Raw genomic sequence first — 23724 nt, 5'->3', positions numbered from 1 at the left:
AGCAAGTGACAACTAAAGCTGCGATACGATAAAGTGAAGATGAGAGGAGTTTTTGACAACCATGAATCCATCATCGTCTTCACAACGGCTGTTGTTTACCATTGTTACTCTTTTTTATTGGACCTCTATGTATGTATATGTCCCTACACTATCGCCTTTTCTAAGCTCCAAAGGACTCTCTTTGCAATTGATTGGCATTATTCTAGGAAGCTACGGCTTCGTGCAAATGTTTGTACGCTTCCCGCTTGGTATTCTATCGGATCGTTGGGGTAAGCGTAAGCCGTTTATTTTGTTCGGTATGCTGACTGCCGCCATTAGCTGCTTGCTATTTCTCATTCCAGGTTTGTGGGTTTGGCCCCTCTTCGGCCGACTGATGGCAGGTGTGTGCGCTTCAACCTGGGTTGCTTTTACAGTCATGTATGCAAGCTATTTCGGAGCTGGCCAGACAGGTCGCGCGATGGGCAACATAAGTGTGATGACAGTTTCCGGGCAATTAATCGGCATGCTGCTCAGCGGATGGCTGACTGAAGGCTTTGGCGATAAGGCTCCTTTCGCAATTGGCGCAATCATTGCAGGTATTGGACTTCTGCTTGCTATAATGTTGAAGGAGCCACGTTCCGAGCAACAGGATCAGCCCGGCATGTCATTTGCTATGATTAAAAATGTCGTTCGAACAAAAACACTGCTGAGGGTTTCATTGCTCTCTATTCTAGCGCATGGCGTTTTATTTATTACAATGTTCGGCTTTACACCGCTCAAAGCTGAGGAGATAGGTGCTGGAGGAATCGGTTTGACCGTTCTCGTTTTTGCTTTTATGCTGCCTCATGCTTTTGCCTCCCTTGTCACCTCGAGGTGGTTTACGCCGCGCTTCGGCAACTGGGGAACGATAGGGACTGGGTTTGTGATTAGCGCGCTATGTACTATTTCGATGATCTATACACAATCGTTCAGTATGCTTGTCATTACACAAGCGATTAATGGTTTTGCGCAGGGTCTTCATTTGCCGCTGCTGCTCGGACTAGCCATTCGTGATGTAGAATTGCCAGGCCGGGCAACGGGGATGGGCTTATATCAAGCAATATATGCTATTGGAATGTTTTCCGGGCCATTCCTGGCGGGTTGGCTGAACGAGAGCTGGGGGTTAAATGGAGGTTTTTTGTTCGGCTCACTATTAGGCGCTGCAGCAGTGCTGTTGATATTTTATTGGGCAAGACAAGATCATGCAACAACACATTTACGTTCCACAACTAGCAAGGAGGTAGGCAGATGATTCGGCCTCAACTTATTTTTGATATTGGCGGTGTGCTTGCAACGAATTTATCGCCGCGCTTCTGGCGTCTTCTTGCGTCTGAAGCATGTATATCTGAAGAAGCTTTATATGCATCTTACAAAATGCAAAAAAGCGAGCTTCTTTGGACTGGCGAGCTTTCAGAGGATCAATTCTGGAGCTGGCTCAATGAACAAACACCTTCTGTTTCAATCGAGCAAGCAAAAGCTTTTCTTTCTTCGTGCTTACAGCCGCTGCCCGCGTTATCGAAGATCGCTGACTGGAGCTTAATCGCAGATATTCATTTACTTAGCAATCATCTTCCGACTTGGATTGATTCTATAGTTAACCCTATTAATGATGTTGTGAAAAGTATTACGATTTCCAGTTCAGTCGGCATTTGCAAGCCAAACCCTGCAATTTATGAGCTCGTTTCACAAAATTTCCCTCCAGATAGTATCGTGTTGTTCATTGATGATCAGGATAAAAATTTAAGGCAAGCAGCATTGCACGGATGGCGAACGCTGCTTGCCGATGATGATGGTCATTGGATTTCGAAAGTCGAAGCTTTATTACAATAACGTCTTGATTAAAAGTAATAAGATAAAGGTAACCATAGCGATTCCAATCATTATGGCATCCGAAACGCTGAAGTGTAGACGAAAGCCGTATGTCGGCTTTCGCTTCTTATAACCAATGCCTCGCGCTTCAAGCGCATCGGCCATTTGCTCCGCTAAACGAAGGATCGAGCGAATATATGGAATAAGGACAGAACGGATCATACGAAATGGTACCGATCGCAAAGAAGTTACCGCTTTTCCTCGCGCATGAGCTAGCTTAGCAAACCTCTCCCATTCTCCCGTAAGCAAAGGAATAAACCGAAAAATGAGTGTTACTAACAGTGCAAAGGTGTGAATGGACACATGAAATCGGCTCAACCAGCCAAATGCTTGCTGGATAGCACGCTGAAGCCTGAAAGGAGTCATTAGCTTTAACATCGGCATGCTGAGCAGCATAACCAACAGCAGCTTGCTTAGCCTGAGGGCAGTTGGAACTGTCTTCTCCCAATCAAAAACTAACGGATTAAAGGTTAAGCCTCCAATGACACATAAGATCACAATAAGAATGCCGTATGCACGAATGACCCGCAGCCACGGCTTAATCAGCGTATGGAAAGGCGCGAGCAGTCCTCCAACGACGAGGGCAGCAAGAGCTAATTGTAAGAAGCTCTGCATAGCCAGCACCCCAGTTGCTAGCAGCATATAGGCTGCAATAAGCGCTCGCGGATCGAAGAGATCCGCACGGAGCCACTTAGAGGCAGCCGATGTTGTACTAGCCGGCTGCTCATCAGCTTCGGCGCGCTGCAATTGCGGCGCTCGCGCCTTAAGCTCACCGCCGCTAGGCTTTGCCGCATGCGGCGACTGCTCTGCGAGCGCGGGCATAGCCTCCGCGCTCGCCAAAGCTCCAGCGCCAGCAAGCTGCTCGCGCGCTGGTCGCCCCAGCTCCGCTGCCAGCGCCGCCGCGACCTCACGCGGCGCTGGCCACGGCGCCCCGCCGCTTCGCGCGGGTGCCTGCGGCGGCAAAGCCGCCTCCGCGCGCAGCAGCGCCAGCGCGCGAAGCGCCTGCGGCGCGGCTGCAGCATGCGATATCGCTGCTGCAGGAGCCGCTTCGCGGACAGCGCCGCCGCTGACCACGGCGAGCGCGTCCGCTAGCGGCAGCAGCGCATCGAGGTCGTGCGTGGCAACGACCGCTCCGCGCCCTGCCGCCTTGTGCGCTTGAAGCACCGCGCCCAAGCGGCGTATACCTTCGGCGTCTAACCCCGCCGTCGGTTCATCCAGCAGCAGCCAATCCGGCTCGCACGCCAGCAAGCAGGCGAGTGACAGCCTTCGCTGCTGACCACCGCTGAGCGTCCAAGGGTCACGCTCAAGCAGCTCCTTGTCCAGCCCCGCTTCAGCCAGCGCGCTATCCATTCGTCGCTGCGCTTCCGTTGCCGATACCTTGTACGGCTTCAATGAATAAAGAAACTCCTCGCGAACAGTCGCCGCAAACCATTGCGACTCCGAATTTTGCATAGCTATTCCAAGCTTAAGAGTCACATCCAAATTAAGCCTATTTCTTTTATCTACTCTGTTATTTATTCTTTTATCTATTTTTTTATCTATTACTTCATCTTTTCCTACACCAGTAATCCCCCGATTTCGCTGGCCTCTACTTACCCAAAGCGACTTATCTCCAAGTTCAATCGTCCCATTATGCAGCTTCCTTATGCCTGCCATTGTTTCCAGCAGCGTCGATTTGCCAGCTCCGTTGCTGCCAAGCAGAAGAGTAATCTGTCCCGCTTTAAACTGCGCATCGACCTCTTGTAGCAGCACTCGCTTCTCTGCACCCTCTGTCATTACAGTAACACCACGCAGGTTCCAATCAGCGTTTGCCATGGTGCACCGCCTCTGCAAGCATGTCGGCTGTAAATGGAAATGGCCTCAACTTCACACCCAGATCTTCAAGAACCCATGCAACCTGAACTACATAGGGAGCCTCAAAACCAAGCTGCTCGCATACACTTTGAGTATCACCGTCAACTGAACGAACAAACCAGCGATCAGCTTCACCATCAAACACAATCGCACCTTCATTCATAGCAACAATCCGATCGCCTTCCCGTAGTTCATCCAGCTTTTGTGTAATCCAAATAACCGTTATTCCACTCTTATTCAATTCTCTGACCTGCTCAATCACAAAAAGAGCAGCTTCAGGATCAAGCATCGCTGTCACCTCATCAAGAACGAGTATTGGCGAGTGAACGGCTAAACAGCCTGCTATTGCAACAAGCTGCTTCTGCCCGCCCGATAACGTTTCGATGGGTTGAAACATTCTCTGGCCCATTCCTACCTTGTGCAGTGCATCTTCTGCCCATTCTACTATTCGCTTCGCGTCCATCTCATTCTGTTCCAATAAAAGGACAACATCCTCCCAGGGCGTTGCGCCAATCATAGCCGCTTCAGGCTGCTGCATCACAATTGGAATCGGCTTTCCTTCAGTGAATGTACTAATGCTTCTGCTTATTTTGCCTGTCATACCCGCCATTCGAAAGCCTGCAGCCACCTTAGCCAGCGTACTTTTTCCACTCCCATTCCGACCAAGCAAAGAAATAAATTCACCTTTATGTATTTGGAAGCTAACATCTTTTATTATAGAACGAGTCTTCTGCCCCTCCGTCATTATAGGCGGCGTCACCGTTATATGCTTTAACTCAATCTGACAAATTTGTTCCAAAAAAATTTCACCCAACCTCTTCCCCAAAACGTTTGGCTATGCTACAATTCCATTTGTTAACCTAAATCAAATATATAAGGTTAACAATAAAAATGCAACTACATAAAGGAGTCGTAATTATTTATGCAAACTAGCAACATTCGTTCACTCGTATTTACCGCCTTATTTGCAGCACTTTTTATCTACATGAGTTCCTTAAGTATTCGACTAACCGCCACACTTGTCCCGATTACGCTGCAAACATTAGCCGTTCTATTAGCTGGCTTATTCCTAACGCCCCGCAACGCTTTTTTAAGTATCGCAGTCGTTATCGTGCTTGCCGCGTTCGGCTTGCCACTCTTCAATGGAGTAGGCGGCATCGCGCATTTGATCGGATACACTGGAGGATTTATTTTCGCATTCCCATTCTGCGCCATGTTTGTCAGCCTCGCGGTTGGACGTTTGCTGAACAGCAAAATATCCAAAGGGAATAAAGTCGTTTCGTTTATCGCTTTTTTCATTATTTTCGAGCTGTTCAGCTCATTATTGGCCTATGTGACAGGCATTCCTTGGATGATGCATGTTCTTCATTTCACATTTCCGAAAGCTATGGCTGCCGGCTTCTATCCATTTATCATTGGCGATGCGCTTAAATCTTTAGTCGGTACTTTAGTGGCAATCTCCTTAACACCTTACATTGCCTATATTCGTACGTCAACTATGGCAAAACAAATGGATGAAACAACAATTATCACTTAAAATTTCTTTATTCCCAGCAACAGAAAAACCACTTAGACATAAGTAAATAAACACCTATGCCTAAGCGGTTTATAAAGAGAAAGTATAATGATCTTTATCTCCATTTATTGATCTTTAAGTTTGAAGCAATAAATGGATTATGTTATCATAGTATTTAGAAAGACCAAGTGCTGTTACACTTGGTCCATACAATTGGCTTGGATGGTAAATTCCCTTCTGAGTTGCATAGGAATAAAAACCCACCTTCGGCTGTTAATCTTCGGGTGGGTTTTTACTTTCTCTTGTTGTTTAAGTTAATGTATGTTAAAAGTGCAAGAATAAACATTCCAAAAAGGAACATAATCGTCAGTGCATCTTTTACTTCCATGGCTTCACCTCCTTTCGAAGGGAAACCACACCCACCCAAGATTCAATTGTATTTATATACTACCTTTTTCCATGAAACCGTACAAGTGTTCTTATACCTAGAGTTGAAAAATAGTACTATTCAGCCTATCTTACAACTAATCGAGCAAAAATGATTACTTCCATTCGTTTAGCTTTTAGCGTTCTCAAATCGATGAATTCCAAAGTCTTTAACCGATGACTCAAGTAAAGCTTCTCTAATCCGATTTAGATTTGGTGTAAGTCTTATCTCTATGTTAAGCTCGATAAGTCGTTCCATTAAATGATCCATAACCTTTATTCCTGTCGGTTCTACTACTTCTTCTGATATATAATAACCTGCGAATTCATCAAACAAAGTAAAGGTTTCTCCAGGCAGCTCATATCTATAAGTAATCGTATTATTGATCCTCTTATACCAATCTGTTTCAATTGTGATGACAATATCTGATTCCGTTAGTCCGAAAAAAGTGTTGTAGTCACTCTCACTAACACCTTCCGATTTTGTATATACAATTCTTGGACAATCTCTGGGAAAATAAAAAGTAAATTCATGTTGTTCATCTATCGTCCATACAACCGGAGGCATGTTTTGTCTATTATGTTTGACCCTTGGCTTGAAAATTTTAATATTTGATTCCTCACTAAAATGATAAAGCTTCACCGAAGTACCTCCTCTACTTCTTCATATTACCCAGCTTCCAACTACTCTTGTTGGATTAACTGCTGATACTTACTTGTTCGACTTTCCCTGCACCGTATTGCCGGCATGTTTGCTCCATTGTCCCAATTACACCAAACGTGCCGGCTCCAAAAGCCCAATCTCCAAGCACGCTTTAACAGATAGCTTCTTCACACCTTGACTGAATTGAATCTCGATCAATTCCTTATCGATGTTTATAACTTCACCCTGTCCAAAAGCGTTGTGCTTAACATGCTTATTCAAACCTAGCTGTCCTATTGATTTAATCGCGTTCGGATTGGGAGGGGCTGCTGACTTGCGTTCTTGAGTAATGACAGCACCGTTTCTCGCTCTACCCTTGCTAATTACCGGGTTCGCGTTGAATTTTGTAGGAGGATTCACGATATTCCGCACGGCTGTTATAAAAGGAGACTCGGCCACCTTCTCTCCGTCCCGCTCCTGATAAGCAATCAGCTCCAAATGCTTCCTTGCTCGCGTCATGCCTACATAGAACAAACGAACAGCCTCCTCCCCATTCCCGTCTACATTTTTACTGTCCTCGCGTGAAGGAATTATGCCATCAATCAGATCAATCATATATACGCTGTCGAACTCTAAGCCTTTCGAGCTGTGAAAGGTAGAGAACGTTACTGCATTTTGCCCTCTCCTCGCCTTGGACGATTTCAAAGCTGCTTCCAGCGCCTTGAGTCGGCTTGCGAAGCTCTCCATCGACGGCAGTCCCTCTGCTATATCCTCCAACGTGTTCATCATGCCGATCAAATATTCCTTCCGGAAGCCAAGTCGGTCACACATTCGCTCAATCGCTTTTTCATAGCCTAATCTGGTTCGAATGACCCTAATCGCTTGTAACGGCGGCATTCCTTTCATTCCCTGAAACGTTTCTTTGGCTTCAACTATTAGCTTGGCCTGATAATCCTTCAGTGGAACGTGCTGAATCAGATTGTCAAAGACAGACTCACTGTTCTCGATTTCCTTTAGCGCGGCCATCTGCCCCTTGCTTATATAGCCATTTAGCTTCAAATGAATTTTCTCCAAAATATCGGAACGCTTATCGGTGAAGGTCATCCTCATGAAGTTCAAAATATCCTCTACCACCCAATGCGAGAAAAATCGATTATCCACATCCTTCATATAGAATGGAATTCCCGCGCGATCAAATGCATTCATTAATGCGATGGACGAGGAATTATTTCGATAGAGCACCGCCGTTTCAGATAGGTTGTCCATCTTCTGAATTTCCTTCACTAGATAACCTGACTGATCCTTGTAACAAGCTAAAATTTTGAAATGAACGGGATGTTCGGATGGATTGTTTGTAAACATATTTTTGTCGTAACGGTTTTTGTTCCGTTTAATGAACCAATTTGCTGCATGAACAATATCTTTGGAGGAGCGATAGTTCTGCTCCATATAGAGGACGGCTGCATCTTTGTAGTTCTGTTTGAAGTTTAACAAATACGACGGTTCCGCGCCGCGCCAGCTATAGATGGATTGATCATCGTCGGCAACGACGCATAAATTGCGATGTCCGATTACCAGCTTCTCAATAATAGCATGCTGCACAAGCGATGTATCCTGACTCTCATCCGTCATTACATAATCATATCTTTGTCCGTATTTCCGCCGCAGCTTCGTATCCCTCTCAAGCACCTCATTGCTAATCGTCAGCATATCGTCAAAGTCGAGCAGCAGCTTGCTATGGCCGGATTTCTTAAACGACTCATATTCCTGTACTATGCGTGCCCCTTCCTTCACACCGACTTTAACCGTATCCCATTCCTGTTCTGGTATCATTTTGTTTTTAATGAAACTAATGTAGGAGGTTAACTCATCCAATTGATCGTCGGTTATATTTTCTCCAACAATCGACCGGTACAGCTTACGTAAAATAATTCTCTTGTGCATCGGTAAATGATCCGCGTTAAGATCATCCTGCTCCTCTGTATCCACATCGCCCTCAATGATTAAGTATGAGGTGTTCATCTTCCAAAAATGCTCTCTTACAATCTCAAACGCTAAACTATGGATCGTAGAGAAATCTACTGCCGGAAGCTCGGGAAAAAAGCGTTTGAAGCGACCTTTCATATCATTAGCTGATGCGCGACTGAACGTAACCGCCTTAATGCGGGCAGGATCAACCGCCTTCTCTTCTATTAAATAGCCGATTCGCATGATCATTGTCGTCGTTTTGCCCGAGCCGGGCGACGCCAACAGCAGGAGCGGTCCTTCTGTATGCAGCACGGCCTTCTGCTGAATCTCATTTAAAGTAACATTTAATTCATTCTTTTTTCTATTGAAAAATTGTGTATTTTTGCTCATATCTATGATGCCTTTCTTTCTTTCTTTCTTTCTTTCTTTCTTTCTTTCTTTCTTTCTTTCTTTCTCTCAATTAATGTCTAATCTATCTTATCACATATCCTACCCTTCGTTCCCTTTCGTTCCTCTATCTGGTCTATTCCAATCAGACCCCTAACAGCTCTCGCAAATAAGGGCTTAGCAGCAACCCTTGCGGGTCCATCAGTGCGCGGATTTCTGCAAACCTCTGCCACATCGGATAACGACCTTTGAGATCTGCTGCTTTGAGCGTATGCATTTTGCCCCAGTGGGGTCTGCCTCCATAGCGGAGAAAGATTTCCTCCATTACTTCAAAATAACGTTTATATGGCATCCCACGATACATATGGACTGCAATATAGGCTGAATCTCGTCCATAGGCAGGACTGAGCCATATATCATCCGCTGCTGTATATCGACACTCAATCGGAAAGTGAACATGAAATTTCTCCCGCTCCATCGCATCGCGCATTTCATGGATAACCGAAGCCATTGATTCCGCGGGAAGGTTATATTCCATTTCATTAAATCGAACATTCCTTTGAGTGGAGAAGAGCCGATGGCTATAATTAGCTTTTTTTGTAACCGGCACACTTGATGCGCTAACGCGGCTTACGGCAGTACTCACTGCGGGAAAAGCCCTGCAAATCTCTGACATAGCACCGAACAGCGTATTTTCAAGTAATCTCTCGTTCACATAATCACGTAAAGGGGTGGCGCGGGTGGGGATATCCGCTTCATTCATCAGCTTCACCTGACAGGTTTCTGCATAAGGAAACCAGAAAAACTCAAAATGACGATTATGCTCGGCTAGCTCAGGCAGCTGTGTCAAGCAATCTCTCAAAGCCATACGTTTGCTCTCATAAGCCAGCACAAAAGCGTTTTTTAAACGCAGCTTCACCTTAACGATGACACCGAGCGTACCTAGTGATACTCCCATCGCTTTAAACATATCGGGATGCGATGCTGGCGTGCACTCGAGCACCTCACCAACACCGTTCACCAAAGTAAGTCCGATAACTTGCGTCGCAATGCCTCCCAAACTCTTTCCCGTTCCATGCGTTCCCGTACTTATCGCACCAGCAATTGACTGAACATCAATATCCCCTAGGTTTTCCTGTGCCAGACCTTCCGCATGCAGCAGCTCACCGAGCAGCTTCAGCTTTGTTCCTGCCCAGACGACAGCTGTACCCTCATCAACATCTAAGCTCTCTATACCTTGCATATTATCCAACATGACAAGTACTTGGTCAGATGCTGCAACATGTGTGAAAGAATGTCCCGAGCCGACCACCCGCAAATACCGCCCTTCTGCAGCACATTTGCGTACAAGCTCTACAATCTCGTCTATCGTTCGCGGATAAGCAATATGCTCAGGCGAGGCTGTCACCGAACCTGACCAATTTCTCCAGCTCTTCATATTATCCATCATAAGAAGCATTCTCCTTCTCCGCGGTAGGTGAAGTACTCTCCTACAATTTCATTTTCTGCAATTGCATACAACTTGGAGAACCGCTCACATAGCTCGCCTGCCTTCGCATGACGAAAGAACACCGGATCCCCCAACTCAAGACGTATGCCTTTCGGCAAGTGAAGCGGTGTCTGCACCTCGCCTGCTCCCTCTAATGAAACTAGCTTCACGCCATCCGGCAAATAAGGCTGCGGCGCCTTTTCAGGAGCAGCTACGCCAGATGCGATGTAACCTCCGCCTAAGCAGGTAACGATATCCTCTCTGGGCTTCCGAACAACCTCTACCGCATAGCCTGCCGCAGGCAAATAGCGAAAGCCCGCATAATGATCGAATAGAGCCGGAGAATAGAAGCCAGAACCAGTCGTTATTTCGGTAACACCCGCCTCCAATCTGGAGCTTGCCATACTTCCAGTGCCGCCGGCATTGACAAAACGCAGCGTTACACCCATCGCCATGATGCCTTGCAATACCTCAGCCCGACGTTCGGCAACTTCTCGAATGGATCGTTTTTTCAGCCCGCGAATAAAGTTGTTTTTCAGCCACTGTCCAGTCACTTGATCGCCTACTCCAGCAATCTGAGCTTCATAACCCATAATGCCTTCAAGCTTTAACCAGTTTGAGCCGATTATCCGCTCCACAACCGGACGCGCATTCTCCCATGAGGTGATCGGTGATCGCCATACGCCAAAACGCAGTCCTGGATAATGAGCAGACATATCAATATCTATACATAAGGGCACTTTTACGCCGGCTTTTGCTCCCAGTTGCTCAAGATGCTCCACATGTTCGATAGAATCAACCATAAAGACAACGGTGCTTCCTCTATTCACTGACTGTAAGAGTACTGTAATCTCATCCTCATTCCAAACTGGATAACCGATCAGCAAGTCGTCGAATCCTTGCTTTAATAGATATGCAGCCTCGCTAGCCGCATAACACATCACACCTTGGAACACTTCATCCGCATTTATAATCCGCCGAAGCACTTCTACGCATCTAATCGATTTGCTCGCCACACGGATCCTCTTGCCTCCTGCCGCCGCTGCAATTGCACGGATATTCACATCCAGTAAATCAAGATTGACATAGGCGAATGGCTTTGCTGCTCCTGAAAATATCTTTTTGTACTGCTCATATTGTGGGAGTTGAGGGAGATGGATAGGGCATTTCTCCTTTATCATTACGATGGGTTAGTTTAAGATATAATTCAACTATTAGCTGAAATATCCTTTATGTTCAACAGATTTAAACTCATCTTATCTAATATTGGCTCAACCCAAAAATCAGCGTCTGATAGAAAGTGAGATCAGCCTACTCCACGGTACTGTACTGTGCTATGCTGCACTGCACTGCACTGCACTGCACTTCACTGCACTGCACTGCACTGCACTGCACTCCACTTCACTGCACTTAACTGCACTTCACTGCACTTAACTGCACTTCACTGCCCTACACTCTTCTGTTGTCGTATTTGACTGTATTTAATACAATCAACACCACTTCAAAAACGTTGTCTTTGTCACTGACTGTATTTCATACAAGCTAATCGCCTGTTACGCAGATAAAGAGCCTCTAACGACCTATTTGATTGTATCTTTTCCATTCAAACACATTGAAACATGGAAATATAAGCTGTTTGAATGTACAATATCCATTCTGATTACACATCAATCCCTTTACATGCGCTGAAATAGAATGATGGTAAAGGATGCTCTGCACTTCTGTATAGAGTTTCATGTTATCACGCACTAATATTGAGATTGATCCGTAATATTTCATCTAATTGTACTAGCCATTTTTTTGTGTATATAAAAATTCCTTCACCCCGCTATGTGCCAGTAAGAGAACACTTGCTCCAGCAGAATAAATCATCTGAACCACAAGCAACCATACATGGCCCGATGACAACTCCGATATATAACCGCTTGCAAGCAACGCAAACCCCATGAAAATACTTAGCGCCGCACCAATAACAAAGAAATAACGAACCCAAGTCACACCTGCAAACAAAGCTATACCTAATACCAATTGAATAATGAAAGAAAAGAAATTAAAATCGATAAATGCTGACACAATGGTTGAAATAATATGGATCGTAGCAATGGTAAAAACAATGATTTTGCCCATATGATATTGCCGCTCTTGGCGGGCCTCGAACCGTTCAAATTCGCGTTCCCTGTCTTCTTTCGTTTCACTATCAAATCTGCCGAAATTAGGGTTTATATCACGATTGGGCAATTGCAGGCTCGCGGACACATTTTTCAAACTTATAGCCAGCGAGTCTATATCTTTAAATGAAGAAAAGCTTATCCGTTCAAGAGTTTGAACAATCGTTGCCTTAGCTGTTGCTTCCGTGTTCAATTTATTTTTATATGCGGTAACGACATCAGCTATCCTTGTCGGAGCTTCTTTCATTTCTTTTATTTCACTAATGGAAAAAAACAGCTTTCGTAAATCAGCGATCGTTATTAGTTCAGCTATATCTTGTTCTGAGTAATCAAAGTACTCCCTGCCATTTTTTAAAGTTGATTTCGGATTGATCAGTTTTTCTTCTACATAGAAACGTACCGTTCTCTCCGTCAAATCTGTAAGCTTGCAAACTTCTTTGATTTTCACGAAACCCACTCCTTTTTGTGGTTAGGGTACATGGTTACGTTACGTAAGTGTCAATACATTTAGCTAAATTTACTACCGTTTCAAAAGAAAAAGACCGCCAATCAAGGCGATCTTAACTATTATCATTTCTGCCCAACTACGAGTCCCAAAGATATCCAACGACCATTATCTTCTAGTATAAAGTCCTTTTCACCATCATAATATTTAAAATTATCGAGCATCCATTGATAAGCTTCTGGATAGTAATACCCCTCAGTAACCGTTAACCTATTTTTCTGAAATAAGTCACTATTCCAATTTACTGATCGCAACCATTCTTTATATGAGGCAAAGATTTCATACTTGTTTAACTCAGATGGTAAAGGATTAATCGTACACATTGGCTCTGCAATTCCTATATAACCTGATTTACGGGTGACCCTTATCATCTCTTTTAATGCTTGTTCTCGTTCATCAATCATAAAGAAAGAACCAATTCCAAAAACAGCATCAAACGATTCGTCCGCAAACGGCAAATGCTTTGCATTTGTATTCATTGCTAGAACATCATTTCCTACGCCTTGTTCAGCTGCGAAATCTTGGATAACCTTCAAATCTCCCCACGGTTCTAGCGTAATTACGGATACTCCCCAATTTTTTGCTAATATCGCAGCTACTTGACCTGAACCCGCTCCTACCTCTAACACTCGCATACCAGCTTTAAGCTTAAGAGCATTTATTAATGGGAATGCCATTTCGTAAGAACCTGCGCCATATGGCTGTGGATTATTAATAATTAAAAAAGGATTGATCAAACTAATGCCCCTTTCAAAATAGGGGGGAATTGCAGTTTAATGGGCTAGTTATGCTTTATTCCCCGCAGTTGATTTGCCCAACATATTTCTGTCATGCTTTTCATGTAAACCGCCTCTTTTCAAATTAATGGTTTAATTGTAGCAAATATTTCATTTTGTGAATATAACCATGATTATTATCTAGTTCCTGTTTCACTTTGCTCCATCCAACTCCATAATCGTACCTTACCGATGCGAATATGCTGCACATAAGGCGATTCGCGCAATTTCAACAACTCTTTTGTCGGACCAGTAACTCCCATTCCGTAAACGATATACAACTTTCATATGCATCATATATAATTCGTCTAAATTATTGGGCTCTGTCACCCTCCAACTCGCTCCGGCCTTCATCTACCTTTCACTCTCGCCATATACACGTTTGACTTCCGAAAAAGTTACAACTAATCCATAATTATAAACGTAAACTCCAATATATTTGTATATATGCATAAAAAAAAGCCGTATCCGACTAATACTCCTTACAGAGTACTTGCTGGGTGCGGCTTTATTATTTTCTAAGGTGTATTCGTACTTATTAGTCGCTGCAATCCTCTGGATCCGGCTCAGATGCATTTTCAACATTAATCTTCTCCGAAACCGTATCGCGAACAATGGATACGACTAGCTGCAGCAAATAGTTAATATCTGATTGGCTTTGTTGAAACTCCGATACGATCGGAATGCCATCCAGCTCATCTTGCAATACGGACATTTCACCTTCAATTTTTTTAACCATATCCGCATTTTTGAAGGTCGTCTCAAAAGCGACTACTTCCTTTTGTTTCTTCTTAATCTTCGCAATTAGATCTTGAACTCGTAAATTGGAGTTTATTTGTTGTTCCGCGCGGCGGTAATGCTGCACTTCCTCTGAAGTGAAAATAAGAGAAGCCAGCTCTTTCGCTTTAGTAGTAATATCTTCACGTACAATTAAGTCCCGCGTATTGAAGCTCGGTATGCCGCAGCCGCCACCATTCGCATGATCGTGGTCGTGATCATGCTGCTCACATTGAGTTGCCGCTGATTGTTGTTCTGCCATTTGTCATCTCTCCTGTTTTACCGTTAGCTTACGGCTTCTTTTGTATCCTGTTCGATCGATTCCGCTTTAATGTACCAGGTTTGTGCGTCTGTTACTTTAGCGACAATAAATTGTCCGATCCACTCTTTAGGCCCTTCGATGTGTACCAATTTATTCGTACGTGTACGTCCAGAAAGAACGTTCTCGTTGTTTTTACTTTCGCCTTCGATCAATACTTCTACGACTTGTCCAATCAACTGCTCATTTTTTTCTCGTGCATTTGCAGACAAAAGCGCATTGAGACGTTGAAGTCTTTCTTTCTTCACTTCAAGCGGCACATTATCCTCCATCCCAGCAGCAGGTGTTCCTTCACGCGGTGAATAGAGGAACGTATAGGCGGAGTCGAAGCCCACCTCTTTGACAAGAGATATCGTATCCTCGAACTGCTCATCTGTTTCTCCAGGGAAGCCTACAATGATGTCCGAGGTAAGCATTGCGTCTGGAATTGCTTTTTTAATTTTTGCAACAAGCTCCAAATACGTCTCTCGTGAATACTTACGACTCATCCGTTTCAAAATTTCTGTGCTGCCAGACTGTACAGGCAAATGGATATGCTCAACCAAATTACCGCGCTGCGCTAACACCTCAATAAGATGATCATCGAAATCTCGCGGATGACTAGTCATAAAACGAACACGCGGAATATCAATTTTATTCATATCATTCATCAAATCGCCGAAGCGATAGTTGATATCTTCGAAATCTTTACCATATGCATTCACATTCTGGCCGAGCAGCGTAATTTCTTTAAAGCCTTGACGAGCCAGCTCACGTACTTCAGCAATTACATCCTCAGGACGGCGGCTCCGCTCCTTGCCACGAGTATAAGGCACTATACAATAGGTACAGAACTTATCGCATCCATACATAATGTTAACCCAAGCCCGCATACCTTCACGTTTCTTCGGCATGTTCTCGATGATGTCGCCTTCCTTGGACCATACCTCTACAACCAATTCTTTGCTGAAATAAGCGTTTTGAAGCAAATGTGGAAGTCTATGAATGTTATGTGTTCCGAAGATCATATCGACAAAGGCATGCTTTTGCAAAATACGCCCAACTACTGACTCTTCCTGCGACATGCAGCCGCAAACACCTAGCAGTAGATTAGGCTTTTCCGTCTTCAGCGTCTTCAAATGTCCAAGCTCACCAAATACTTTATCTTCTGCGTTTTCACGAATGGCACAAGTATTAAGTAAAATTACGTCCGCTTGATTTCTATCCTCTGTAGACAAATAGCCCATTTGTTCGAACATGCCCTTCATCACTTCTGTATCATGCTCGTTCATTTGGCAGCCATAAGTTTGTATTAAATAATAAAGCTGAGTTTGTCCATTCATGTCTCTAAACATATTCATTATTTGTTCCGTATTCGTATCTTCAAAGGTCAAAACCTGAATCTCTTCTTTTCCACGTTTTTTCTCATCGCGATGGTTAGGCGTCGAATTGATCTGAACGTTGCGACCCTTGATGCGGTAAGTTGTTTTGCCTTCTTCCTCGGAAATAACCTTAGCATCCGAAAAGTCAAAATACTTACTATAGTCCTTTACACTCTTGGTGGATTTTAAGTCCACTGAGTTCTCCTGAGTCATTCGGTTGTCACTTCCTTATAGCCATATGTTCTATAACAAATATTTTTTATCATTTAATTAGCATAGCAATAATAAATTATATCACAATGCCCTCACCTAATCCATCGATATACAATGTTAAGACCACTATTTGCACTCGAACAGGAATTTGAAAATACTGAATGTGACTATCTTAAAGAAACAACGGATCTATATTCGTTTGACAGCAACGATCCTGTATTTCTTCACAGGTGTAACCGACTACATTACGTAGCTGCATATACATATGAGGTGATTGTACAGCAATAATCGAATGTGCCGTATATTCAGGATCGATCGGATGAACGAGTCCCTTGTCGATAGCCTCGTTTAACAAGCCGCTTAACAGACTGTGTAAAAAATGATATGGCGGCGTTTGAAAAAAGTCGAACTTAGATTGCTGCTGTTGGTTGCAGGATTGCACTACGCCTAACCAACTCGATTCTTTATCGACAAACACGATAATTTTCCTCATAATGTCTCGCAAACGCTGCTGAACAGATAAATGCGCTGCCTCTTGCAAATACTGCTCAATTTCTTTGCTGAATTGATTGAAATTCCCCTTCATCATTTCCATGCACAAATCACTTTTGTTCGAATAGCGACGGTACAATGTACCTTGTCCAATTCCAGCCGATTTCGCGATTTGATGCATACTGACAGATTCAACACCATGCTCCTTAAACAAGTGATTCGCGGTGTGCAAAATCGCCTTGCTCAACTCATGCTTGGATCTGTTGTTGTCGGGAACCGTCATATCGTGATTCTCCTTATTGTTAAGTTTAAATGAAGTGATTGACATTTACGCTGATCAAATTTATTATACAGTATGCGGACAATTGTCCGCATAGAGATTTGGACTTCTTTACATTGTATCCTGAGCTGTTGAGCAGGTCAACAACGGTAAGTAATAGAGAAGCCCTATAGATGGATAGGAGGAAATACAATGTCTTCAGCTTCAAAGAAAGCTGTACCCGCTGGCGACCCCATGTCGATCAAAAATATTATTGCACCTTTGATCGCAATAATCGTCGGTATGTTTATGGTTATTTTGGATGGTACTGCAATGAACGTCGCAATGCCTGGTTTAATCAAGGATTTCAATAGTCCCATGTCTCTCGTTCAATGGACAATTACCGGCTATGCTTTGGCACAAGCTGCTGTTATCCCATTAGCTGGTTGGATGTCGGATCGTTTCGGCGCCAAACAAATCTTTTTATTTTCGATCATCATGTTCACCATCGGTTCTGGTCTTTGTGCTTTTGCCACGACAGCGGAACAACTCATTATTTTCCGTGTAATCCAAGGTCTTGGCGGCGGTATGGTTGCTCCGATTGCCATGGCTTTCACATTCCGTCTAAGCCCTCCTGGCAAGCAAGGTGCAGTAATGGGTATGATCGGCATTCCAATGCTGCTCGCTCCTGCTCTAGGCCCAGTCGTAGCCGGCTGGTTGATCGACTATGCAACTTGGCACTGGATTTTCATTATTAATCTGCCAATCGGAATTATTGCCGTTATAATCGGAATCCGTACACTGCCTAACATTGAACGCAAGCGTGTGCCCGCGCTCGATTTTCTCGGGATGCTATTCGCACCGTTAGCATTTGCAATGCTCGCTTACGGCGTAAGCTCAGCTGGCGGCGGTGAAGGTGGTTCCGGCAGCGGCTGGACGTCACCGGCTGCACTAATCGGTATGATTGTCGGCGGTATTGCCCTCATTATTTTCATTATCGTAGAACTGAATCGTAAAGAGCCTTTGCTCGAGCTGCGTGTATTCAAATCAAGCGACTTTACCCGTGGCGTTATATTGCAATGGGTAGTACAGATTGCACTATTCGGAACATTATTTCTTATCCCGGTTTTTATGCAACTTGCAAAAGGCTATTCCGCTTTCAATACTGGTTTAATTCTGCTCCCACAAGCACTTGCAGCCGGTATTTTCATGCCAATTGGAGGAAAACTGTTTGATAGATTTGGCGCGCGTCCAATAGTCATTGTTGGACTCTCGATTGTTGCTATCGCTGGTTTCATACTCAGTCAAATTTCGGCTGATACAGCCCTATTAACACTCATGATCCCAATTGCTATGCTTGGCGCGGGTATGGGTTTGTCCATGATGCCGCTTAATACACACATTATGCAGTCTGCACCAAGAGAGCTAGTAACTCGTGTTACATCACTTACTGCGGCTGCACAACAAGTTATGACTTCCTTTGCAATTGCCGGCTTGTCTACTATTTTAACAAGTAAAGCCAAGCACTATGGTGAAGTGAGTCCAGGTCCTAATGTAATCTATTCCGCATATGGTGATACTTTCTTCATCTTAGCTGTTATTTCAGTCTTCGGAGCTATTATTGCACTGTTGCTCCGCAGACCAAAGCAGGTACCTAATAACAGCCCTGATGAGAAGACTGAAGTATCAATGATGATGGGACACTAAACTAATCGTACTTATCTTTACCCTTTCAAAACGAATAGACTGCTTTCCACTCGTCATGCACGAATGTAAAGCAGTCTATTTTGCTTTTGACTTCCTTTATACTTAACCGATGCTAATTTATTCTATTATTTCCGCCAAATCCCCATTCTTCACACCGGCTGCATTCGCTTCATCCGTGTCAATATGCATATCCAGAGCAAAATCCTTCGATACACGAGCGACTACCTGCTCGAACACGACACCGCGCTGGCCGCCAAAACGAACGCGCAGCAACTGCTTATCAGCAATGCCAAAGCTCTCAGCGTCACTAGTATGGAAATGGATATGACGCGCTGCTACTATGACACCTTCTTCTATTACTACTTCACCCTCAGGACCCTTCAGTGTTATTCCTGCAGATCCAACAATATCACCTGACTCCCGCAAAGGAGCATTAACTCCAAGCGTGAAGGCGTCAGTTCGCGATACTTCCAGCTGTGTCTGCTTGCGAGCTGGACCGAGTATTCTCACCTTTACAAAGGATCCCTTCGGACCAATAACAGCAACTGTTTCATTTGCAGCGTATTGTCCTGGCTGTGATAAAGCCTTCATCTCTGTTAAATTATAACCTTTGCCGAATAATAGCTCGACATGCTCCTGTGATAAATGAATATGTCTTGCCGATACACCAATTGGAACTTCTTTATGTATCATGTTGTCACTCTCCCGCCACGAAATAATCGATACGCTATTCGCGTTTTACAAAAAAATAAGCAAACGGCCATAGCGACCGTATGCTTATCATATCATTTATTTAAATTCTGCTACAAGTTTGTCGAATTGATCCGGTGTAATCATCATGTCTTGCTTTGACAAACCTTCTTTTTGGAAGCCCGTAACCAAATCCTCATATGCTTTACGTGTTTTGTTCTGATAAATAAGACCTGTTACCAGACCATTTGTTTCCATCACTTTGTTCATTGCTGCAACACGGTCAGACGGATCATAATCAGGGAATTGCTCTAGGTTCACGATATGCTCTTTGAACCAATCATACGTATTTATTTTGTTAAATGTAACGCAAGGGCTAAACACATTGATTAGAGAGAAGCCTTCATGATTAATACCCTCTTCTATCAATTTCGTCAGCTGCTTCAAATCACTTGAGAATGATTGTGCAACAAATGTCGCTCCTGCAGACAACGCAATTTCTAGCGGTGATAAGGTCGTCTCAATCGAACCCTCAGGAGTCGATTTAGTTTTGAACCCTTCTGCGCTTCGCGGAGACGTTTGCCCCTTCGTTAACCCATAAATCTGGTTGTCCATAACGATATAAGTGACGTTAATGTTACGTCGAATCGCATGAACGGTATGACCCATACCAATAGCAAAGCCGTCCCCGTCACCGCCAGAAGCAATAACCGTCAGCTCACGGTTAGCAAGCTTTACACCTTGAGCGATTGGAAGCACACGGCCATGAATACCATGAAATCCATATGCGTTAATGTAGCCTGAGATCCGTCCGGAACAGCCAATACCGGATATGACTGCTAGATTTTCAGGCTCAAGCCCTACATTTGCAGCTGCGCGTTGAATAGCTGCTTGAATAGAGAAATCTCCGCAGCCAGGACACCAGTTTGGTTTTACATTATTTCTAAACTCTTTGAACGTTGCCATCTAAACTCAACTCCTTACAAGCTTTGTGAACGTCAGAAGGCAGGAATGGATTGCCGTCATACTTAAGCAAGCTTTCGATTTTTTCCGCGAATCCCGCATGCATCTTAATCTGAGATGCTAGTTGCGCGGTAGCGTTATTTTCGATAACGATCACTTTTTTTGCATTTTGCAAGTAAGGACGCAACAATTCCGTTGGGAACGGATGAATTTGGCGAATCGTAATATGATTAGTCTTAATACCCTCTTGATCTAGCTTTCTTCTAGCTTCATCAATTGTACCGCCTGTAGAACCCATACCAATAAGCAATAAATCTGGTGTATCATGCGAAGCGTCCACGCGGATCGCATCACGAATATACATACCATTCAGTTTATTCATTCGTTTATCCATCATATTCAGACGGTTTACCGCACTCTCGGATGGTCGCCCTACTTCATCATGCTCAACACCCGTTACATGGTGAAGACCGCCCTTCTCACCTGGCAGAACCCGAGGTGATACGCCGTCCTCCGTAAATTCGTAGCGTTTGAACAATTCATGACCTTCTAGTGCTGGAACATCTTCTCTAAGCTTGCCGCGTTTGATAACGATTTTGTTATAATCGAGTTGCTCACAGGATTGTTTGCCCAGTGATAGCTGAAGATCCGTCATTAATATAACTGGAACCTGGTACTGCTCTGCTAGGTTGAAGGCTTCTATTGTATCGTAGAAGCAATCTTCAATAGATGCAGGCGCAATTACGATTTTAGGGATCTCACCATGCGTTCCATACACCATCGCGTTTAAATCTGATTGCTCTTGCTTTGTCGGAAGACCTGTCGAAGGACCTCCACGCTGCGTATTTACGATAACAAGAGGCGTTTCAGTCATACCTGCAAGTCCAATTGCTTCCATCATTAGGGAAAGGCCTGGACCTGCTGATGCTGTCATTGTGCGGACACCAGCATAGTTAGCGCCAATTGCCATCGTTACTGCAGCTATTTCATCCTCCGTTTGAATAACGGTGCCGCCGAATTTTGGCAGCTTCTTTATCAAATACTCCATGATCTCTGAAGCTGGTGTAATTGGATATGCAGACATCAAACGACAGCCGGCAGCTATAGATCCCAGACCAATGGCTTCGTTTCCGATCATAAACAGCTTCTGCACACCATCAGCATCTCCGAGCTTAAACTCGTTGATAGGACCGCCAGCTAACTCAAGAACATATTCGGCACCGAGTTTAACGGCTTCAATATTTTTCTCTACGATCGCTGCGCCTTTGCGCCCGAATTCTTCTTCTACCGCTTTATTGAATACCTCTAGGGGCAGTCCAAGAAGTGCCCATGATGCGCCTGAAGCAACCATGTTCTTCATCAATGATGTTCCAAGCTCTTCTGCCAGCTTTGTAATAGGTACTGCAAACAGTCTTGCGTTTATACCCTCAGGTATAGTTGGATTAAATTTCGCATCCGCCACTACGACGCCGCCAAGACGTAATTCCTTCGCATTCAAATCAATACTTTCCTGATCAAATGCAACAAGAATATCTAAATCATCAGAAATCGCTCGAATTGGCTTTGTGCTAATACGAATTTTATTGTTAGTATGACCACCTTTGATCCTCGATGAAAAATGTCGATACCCATATAAATAATAGCCTAAGCGGTTAAGCGCCGTGGAAAATATCCGGTCCGTACTTTCGACGCCCTCCCCTTGTTGTCCCCCGATCTTCCAAGACAATTGACTAATCAAAATGCCCAACTCCTCTTTTTCATCAACATGTACCTATTTCTACAATTAAAAAATCATATATTATAAGTCATAACATTCAAATCAAGTTTAAAGTGGAAACGTTTAAAAATCAAGATGTAAACACACATCCGAAACATAGTTTGATTCGATTGAATCCATACCAGAACAAGATTAAATAATTTAAGTTTATTGAGGGAGATTTTTCCTTAAAAATCGCAATGAATTTCCAGACATAAACAGCTCCGTTTGCTGTACAGTATAGCGTTTTATTAAGGCGTCATAAAGCTGTGACAGTTCGCCCGGATGCGATAATCCTGTTATGTATTTATCAATCCCATCAAAGTCTGATCCCAGCATAATATGCGATTCAGCGCCAAGCTCACACATATGCTCAATATGTCGCAATAAATCATCAATAGTAACAATTTCAGTGTTTGCTACAAACCAAGGCACAAAAGTAATGCCTACTAAACCTTCCTTAGCAATTAAAGCTCTTATTTGTTCATCACTTAAATTACGGGGATGGTCGCAAATCGCTTTTGCATTGGAATGAGAAGCAATTATTGGTCGGGTTGATAATTCGACTACCTCCCAAAAAGCCCGCTCTGATAAATGAGAGACATCCAAAAGTATCCCGAGCTTATCGCATTGTTCAACAAACATTTTTCCCTTGGCCGTCAATCCCCCGCCACGCGGTTCCATAACGCCGTCTGCAGCCCAATTCGAATAATTCCATGTTAATCCCGCTGCACGAACACCTAACTGATGCATGATACGAACGAGAGACATTTGCCCTTGAAGTCCATCAACTCCCTCAAGCGACAATAATGCGCCTATTTTACCTTCTTTTATTACGGTGTCCAGCTCTTTGGACGTTCTTACCCAGATCATGTCTTCGCAGCTTAATACCATTTGGTGGAAACGATCAATACTCTCTAGAATCGGTTCTAGTCGTCCATTCAATGACTGGGGAATATATATCGCAAAAGTTTGCAAAACCGTACCAGCTGCCTTCAGACGTTCGTAGGTAACATCTAACGCATTAGCTGCCGTTCCTTCAAACGTCAAACGATCATCAATCAGCAGCTTACAAAGTACATCGCAATGAAAATCAACCACTTTCATTTGTACACCTCAATTCATTGGATTGGCAAGTTTCATAGCAAAAAACCTGTCTACGTCGTAAACAGGCGAACAATTGTGTTATTCAGGCTGTCATTTCCTTCTCCAAGCTTTGCTACCGAGGCTCAACAATCAATTTGATTGCTGTTCGATCCTCCCCGTCTATAACAATGTCAGTAAAAGCTGGTATGCAAATCAAATCCACCCCACTGGGAGCGACAAATCCTCGAGCGATTGCAACTGCTTTAATTGCTTGGTTAAGTGCGCCTGCCCCAATGGCTTGCAACTCTGCACCGCCGCGTTCACGAAGAACGCCCGCGAGCGCGCCTGCAACGGAATTTGGATTGGACTTTGCTGAAACTTTTAATACATCCATATTAAGAACCTCCCCTTGTACTGTTGGATGGATTCCACTTTTAAATAGTATTCGGGAGAGGTTAAATAATTCCTGCTTTATTAGCCTT

22 protein-coding genes are annotated in these 23724 nt (G+C 43.9%); 4 read left to right on the top strand and 18 right to left on the bottom strand.

Annotated features, from left to right (window positions below):
• The first annotated feature begins 61 nt into the window (after positions 1-61).
• Together AC0YN7_RS03805 and AC0YN7_RS03800 are read left to right on the top strand one after the other, a co-directional pair.
• Positions 62-1270, top strand: a complete 1209-nt coding sequence (locus AC0YN7_RS03805) for an MFS transporter (RefSeq protein ID WP_475808626.1) — start codon at positions 62-64, stop codon at positions 1268-1270.
• On the top strand, positions 1267-1848 hold the full coding sequence (locus AC0YN7_RS03800) for an HAD family hydrolase (RefSeq protein ID WP_475808625.1): 582 nt from the start codon (positions 1267-1269) through the stop codon (positions 1846-1848). Before AC0YN7_RS03805 ends, AC0YN7_RS03800 begins: the two co-directional genes overlap by 4 nt.
• On the opposite strand, the gene AC0YN7_RS03795 is transcribed toward AC0YN7_RS03800, so the two are convergent.
• Both AC0YN7_RS03795 and AC0YN7_RS03790 read right to left on the bottom strand, forming a co-directional pair.
• Positions 1840-3702 (bottom strand): ATP-binding cassette domain-containing protein, encoded by a 1863-nt coding sequence (locus AC0YN7_RS03795; RefSeq protein WP_475808624.1) that lies wholly within the window; start codon positions 3700-3702, stop codon positions 1840-1842. The genes AC0YN7_RS03800 and AC0YN7_RS03795 overlap by 9 nt on opposite strands.
• On the bottom strand, positions 3689-4540 hold the full coding sequence (locus AC0YN7_RS03790) for an energy-coupling factor ABC transporter ATP-binding protein (protein ID WP_475808623.1): 852 nt from the start codon (positions 4538-4540) through the stop codon (positions 3689-3691). The genes AC0YN7_RS03795 and AC0YN7_RS03790 overlap by 14 nt, the downstream gene beginning before the upstream one ends.
• 123 nt (positions 4541-4663) lie before the next feature.
• Between AC0YN7_RS03790 and AC0YN7_RS03785 the strand changes: the two genes are divergently transcribed.
• A complete protein-coding gene (locus tag AC0YN7_RS03785) occupies positions 4664-5278 on the top strand; it encodes a biotin transporter BioY (protein WP_475808622.1) in 615 nt (204 codons plus the stop codon).
• A 271-nt stretch (positions 5279-5549) separates the two neighbouring features.
• On the opposite strand, the gene comI is transcribed toward AC0YN7_RS03785, so the two are convergent.
• The 11 genes from comI to AC0YN7_RS03730 form a co-directional block, all read right to left on the bottom strand.
• Positions 5550-5645, bottom strand: coding sequence for a competence inhibitor ComI (gene comI / locus AC0YN7_RS03780; RefSeq protein WP_475808621.1), 96 nt, complete (start codon positions 5643-5645; stop codon positions 5550-5552).
• A 168-nt stretch (positions 5646-5813) separates the two neighbouring features.
• The gene (locus AC0YN7_RS03775; protein ID WP_475808620.1) at positions 5814-6326 is read right to left on the bottom strand and encodes a DUF6886 family protein; all 513 of its coding nucleotides are present in this window, start codon (positions 6324-6326) and stop codon (positions 5814-5816) included.
• A gap of 126 nt (positions 6327-6452) precedes the next feature.
• On the bottom strand, positions 6453-8684 hold the full coding sequence (locus AC0YN7_RS03770) for an ATP-dependent helicase (protein ID WP_475808619.1): 2232 nt from the start codon (positions 8682-8684) through the stop codon (positions 6453-6455).
• 142 nt (positions 8685-8826) lie between these two features.
• A complete protein-coding gene (locus tag AC0YN7_RS03765) occupies positions 8827-10140 on the bottom strand; it encodes a D-arabinono-1,4-lactone oxidase (protein ID WP_475808618.1) in 1314 nt (437 codons plus the stop codon).
• Positions 10128-11351: an amino acid deaminase/aldolase gene (locus AC0YN7_RS03760; protein WP_475808617.1), complete on the bottom strand. Its 1224-nt coding sequence runs from the start codon at positions 11349-11351 to the stop codon at positions 10128-10130. Before AC0YN7_RS03760 ends, AC0YN7_RS03765 begins: the two co-directional genes overlap by 13 nt.
• 607 nt (positions 11352-11958) lie before the next feature.
• A complete protein-coding gene (locus AC0YN7_RS03755) occupies positions 11959-12786 on the bottom strand; it encodes a MerR family transcriptional regulator (RefSeq protein ID WP_475808616.1) in 828 nt (275 codons plus the stop codon).
• A gap of 122 nt (positions 12787-12908) precedes the next feature.
• Positions 12909-13580 (bottom strand): class I SAM-dependent methyltransferase, encoded by a 672-nt coding sequence (locus AC0YN7_RS03750; RefSeq protein WP_475808615.1) that lies wholly within the window; start codon positions 13578-13580, stop codon positions 12909-12911.
• A 176-nt stretch (positions 13581-13756) separates the two neighbouring features.
• Positions 13757-13882, bottom strand: coding sequence for a hypothetical protein (locus AC0YN7_RS03745; RefSeq protein ID WP_475809102.1), 126 nt, complete (start codon positions 13880-13882; stop codon positions 13757-13759).
• A gap of 275 nt (positions 13883-14157) precedes the next feature.
• Entirely contained in the window at positions 14158-14658 is a 501-nt protein-coding gene (locus AC0YN7_RS03740; protein WP_475808614.1) for a YlbF/YmcA family competence regulator, read from the bottom strand.
• Between the two features lie 23 nt (positions 14659-14681).
• On the bottom strand, positions 14682-16289 hold the full coding sequence (gene miaB / locus AC0YN7_RS03735) for a tRNA (N6-isopentenyl adenosine(37)-C2)-methylthiotransferase MiaB (RefSeq protein ID WP_475808613.1): 1608 nt from the start codon (positions 16287-16289) through the stop codon (positions 14682-14684).
• Positions 16290-16461: 172 nt separating this feature from the next.
• Positions 16462-17064: a TetR/AcrR family transcriptional regulator gene (locus AC0YN7_RS03730; RefSeq protein WP_475808612.1), complete on the bottom strand. Its 603-nt coding sequence runs from the start codon at positions 17062-17064 to the stop codon at positions 16462-16464.
• A gap of 189 nt (positions 17065-17253) precedes the next feature.
• Between AC0YN7_RS03730 and AC0YN7_RS03725 the strand changes: the two genes are divergently transcribed.
• Entirely contained in the window at positions 17254-18747 is a 1494-nt protein-coding gene (locus AC0YN7_RS03725; RefSeq protein WP_475808611.1) for an MDR family MFS transporter, read from the top strand.
• A 117-nt stretch (positions 18748-18864) separates the two neighbouring features.
• On the opposite strand, the gene AC0YN7_RS03720 is transcribed toward AC0YN7_RS03725, so the two are convergent.
• The 5 genes from AC0YN7_RS03720 to AC0YN7_RS03700 all read right to left on the bottom strand — a co-directional run bounded on the left by AC0YN7_RS03720 (position 18865) and on the right by AC0YN7_RS03700 (position 23636).
• Positions 18865-19437, bottom strand: coding sequence for a phosphate propanoyltransferase (locus AC0YN7_RS03720; protein WP_475809101.1), 573 nt, complete (start codon positions 19435-19437; stop codon positions 18865-18867).
• Positions 19438-19536: 99 nt separating this feature from the next.
• The gene (locus AC0YN7_RS03715) at positions 19537-20403 is read right to left on the bottom strand and encodes a 2-oxoacid:ferredoxin oxidoreductase subunit beta (RefSeq protein WP_475808610.1); all 867 of its coding nucleotides are present in this window, start codon (positions 20401-20403) and stop codon (positions 19537-19539) included.
• Entirely contained in the window at positions 20381-22138 is a 1758-nt protein-coding gene (locus AC0YN7_RS03710) for a 2-oxoacid:acceptor oxidoreductase subunit alpha (RefSeq protein WP_475808609.1), read from the bottom strand. The genes AC0YN7_RS03715 and AC0YN7_RS03710 overlap by 23 nt, the downstream gene beginning before the upstream one ends.
• Positions 22139-22324: 186 nt before the next feature.
• Complete coding sequence (locus AC0YN7_RS03705; protein ID WP_475808608.1) at positions 22325-23263, bottom strand: dipeptidase; 939 nt, start codon at positions 23261-23263, stop codon at positions 22325-22327.
• A 112-nt stretch (positions 23264-23375) separates the two neighbouring features.
• Positions 23376-23636 carry a stage V sporulation protein S gene (locus AC0YN7_RS03700; RefSeq protein WP_006036664.1) on the bottom strand — a complete coding sequence of 87 codons (261 nt, stop codon included), beginning with the start codon at positions 23634-23636 and terminating at the stop codon, positions 23376-23378.
• Positions 23637-23724 lie beyond the last annotated feature (88 nt).

The sequence above is a fragment of the Paenibacillus sp. J31R122 genome (genome assembly GCF_056269185.1).
Note: the sequence above shows the minus strand (reverse complement) of the source record. Positions and strands in the feature narration are given on the sequence as shown.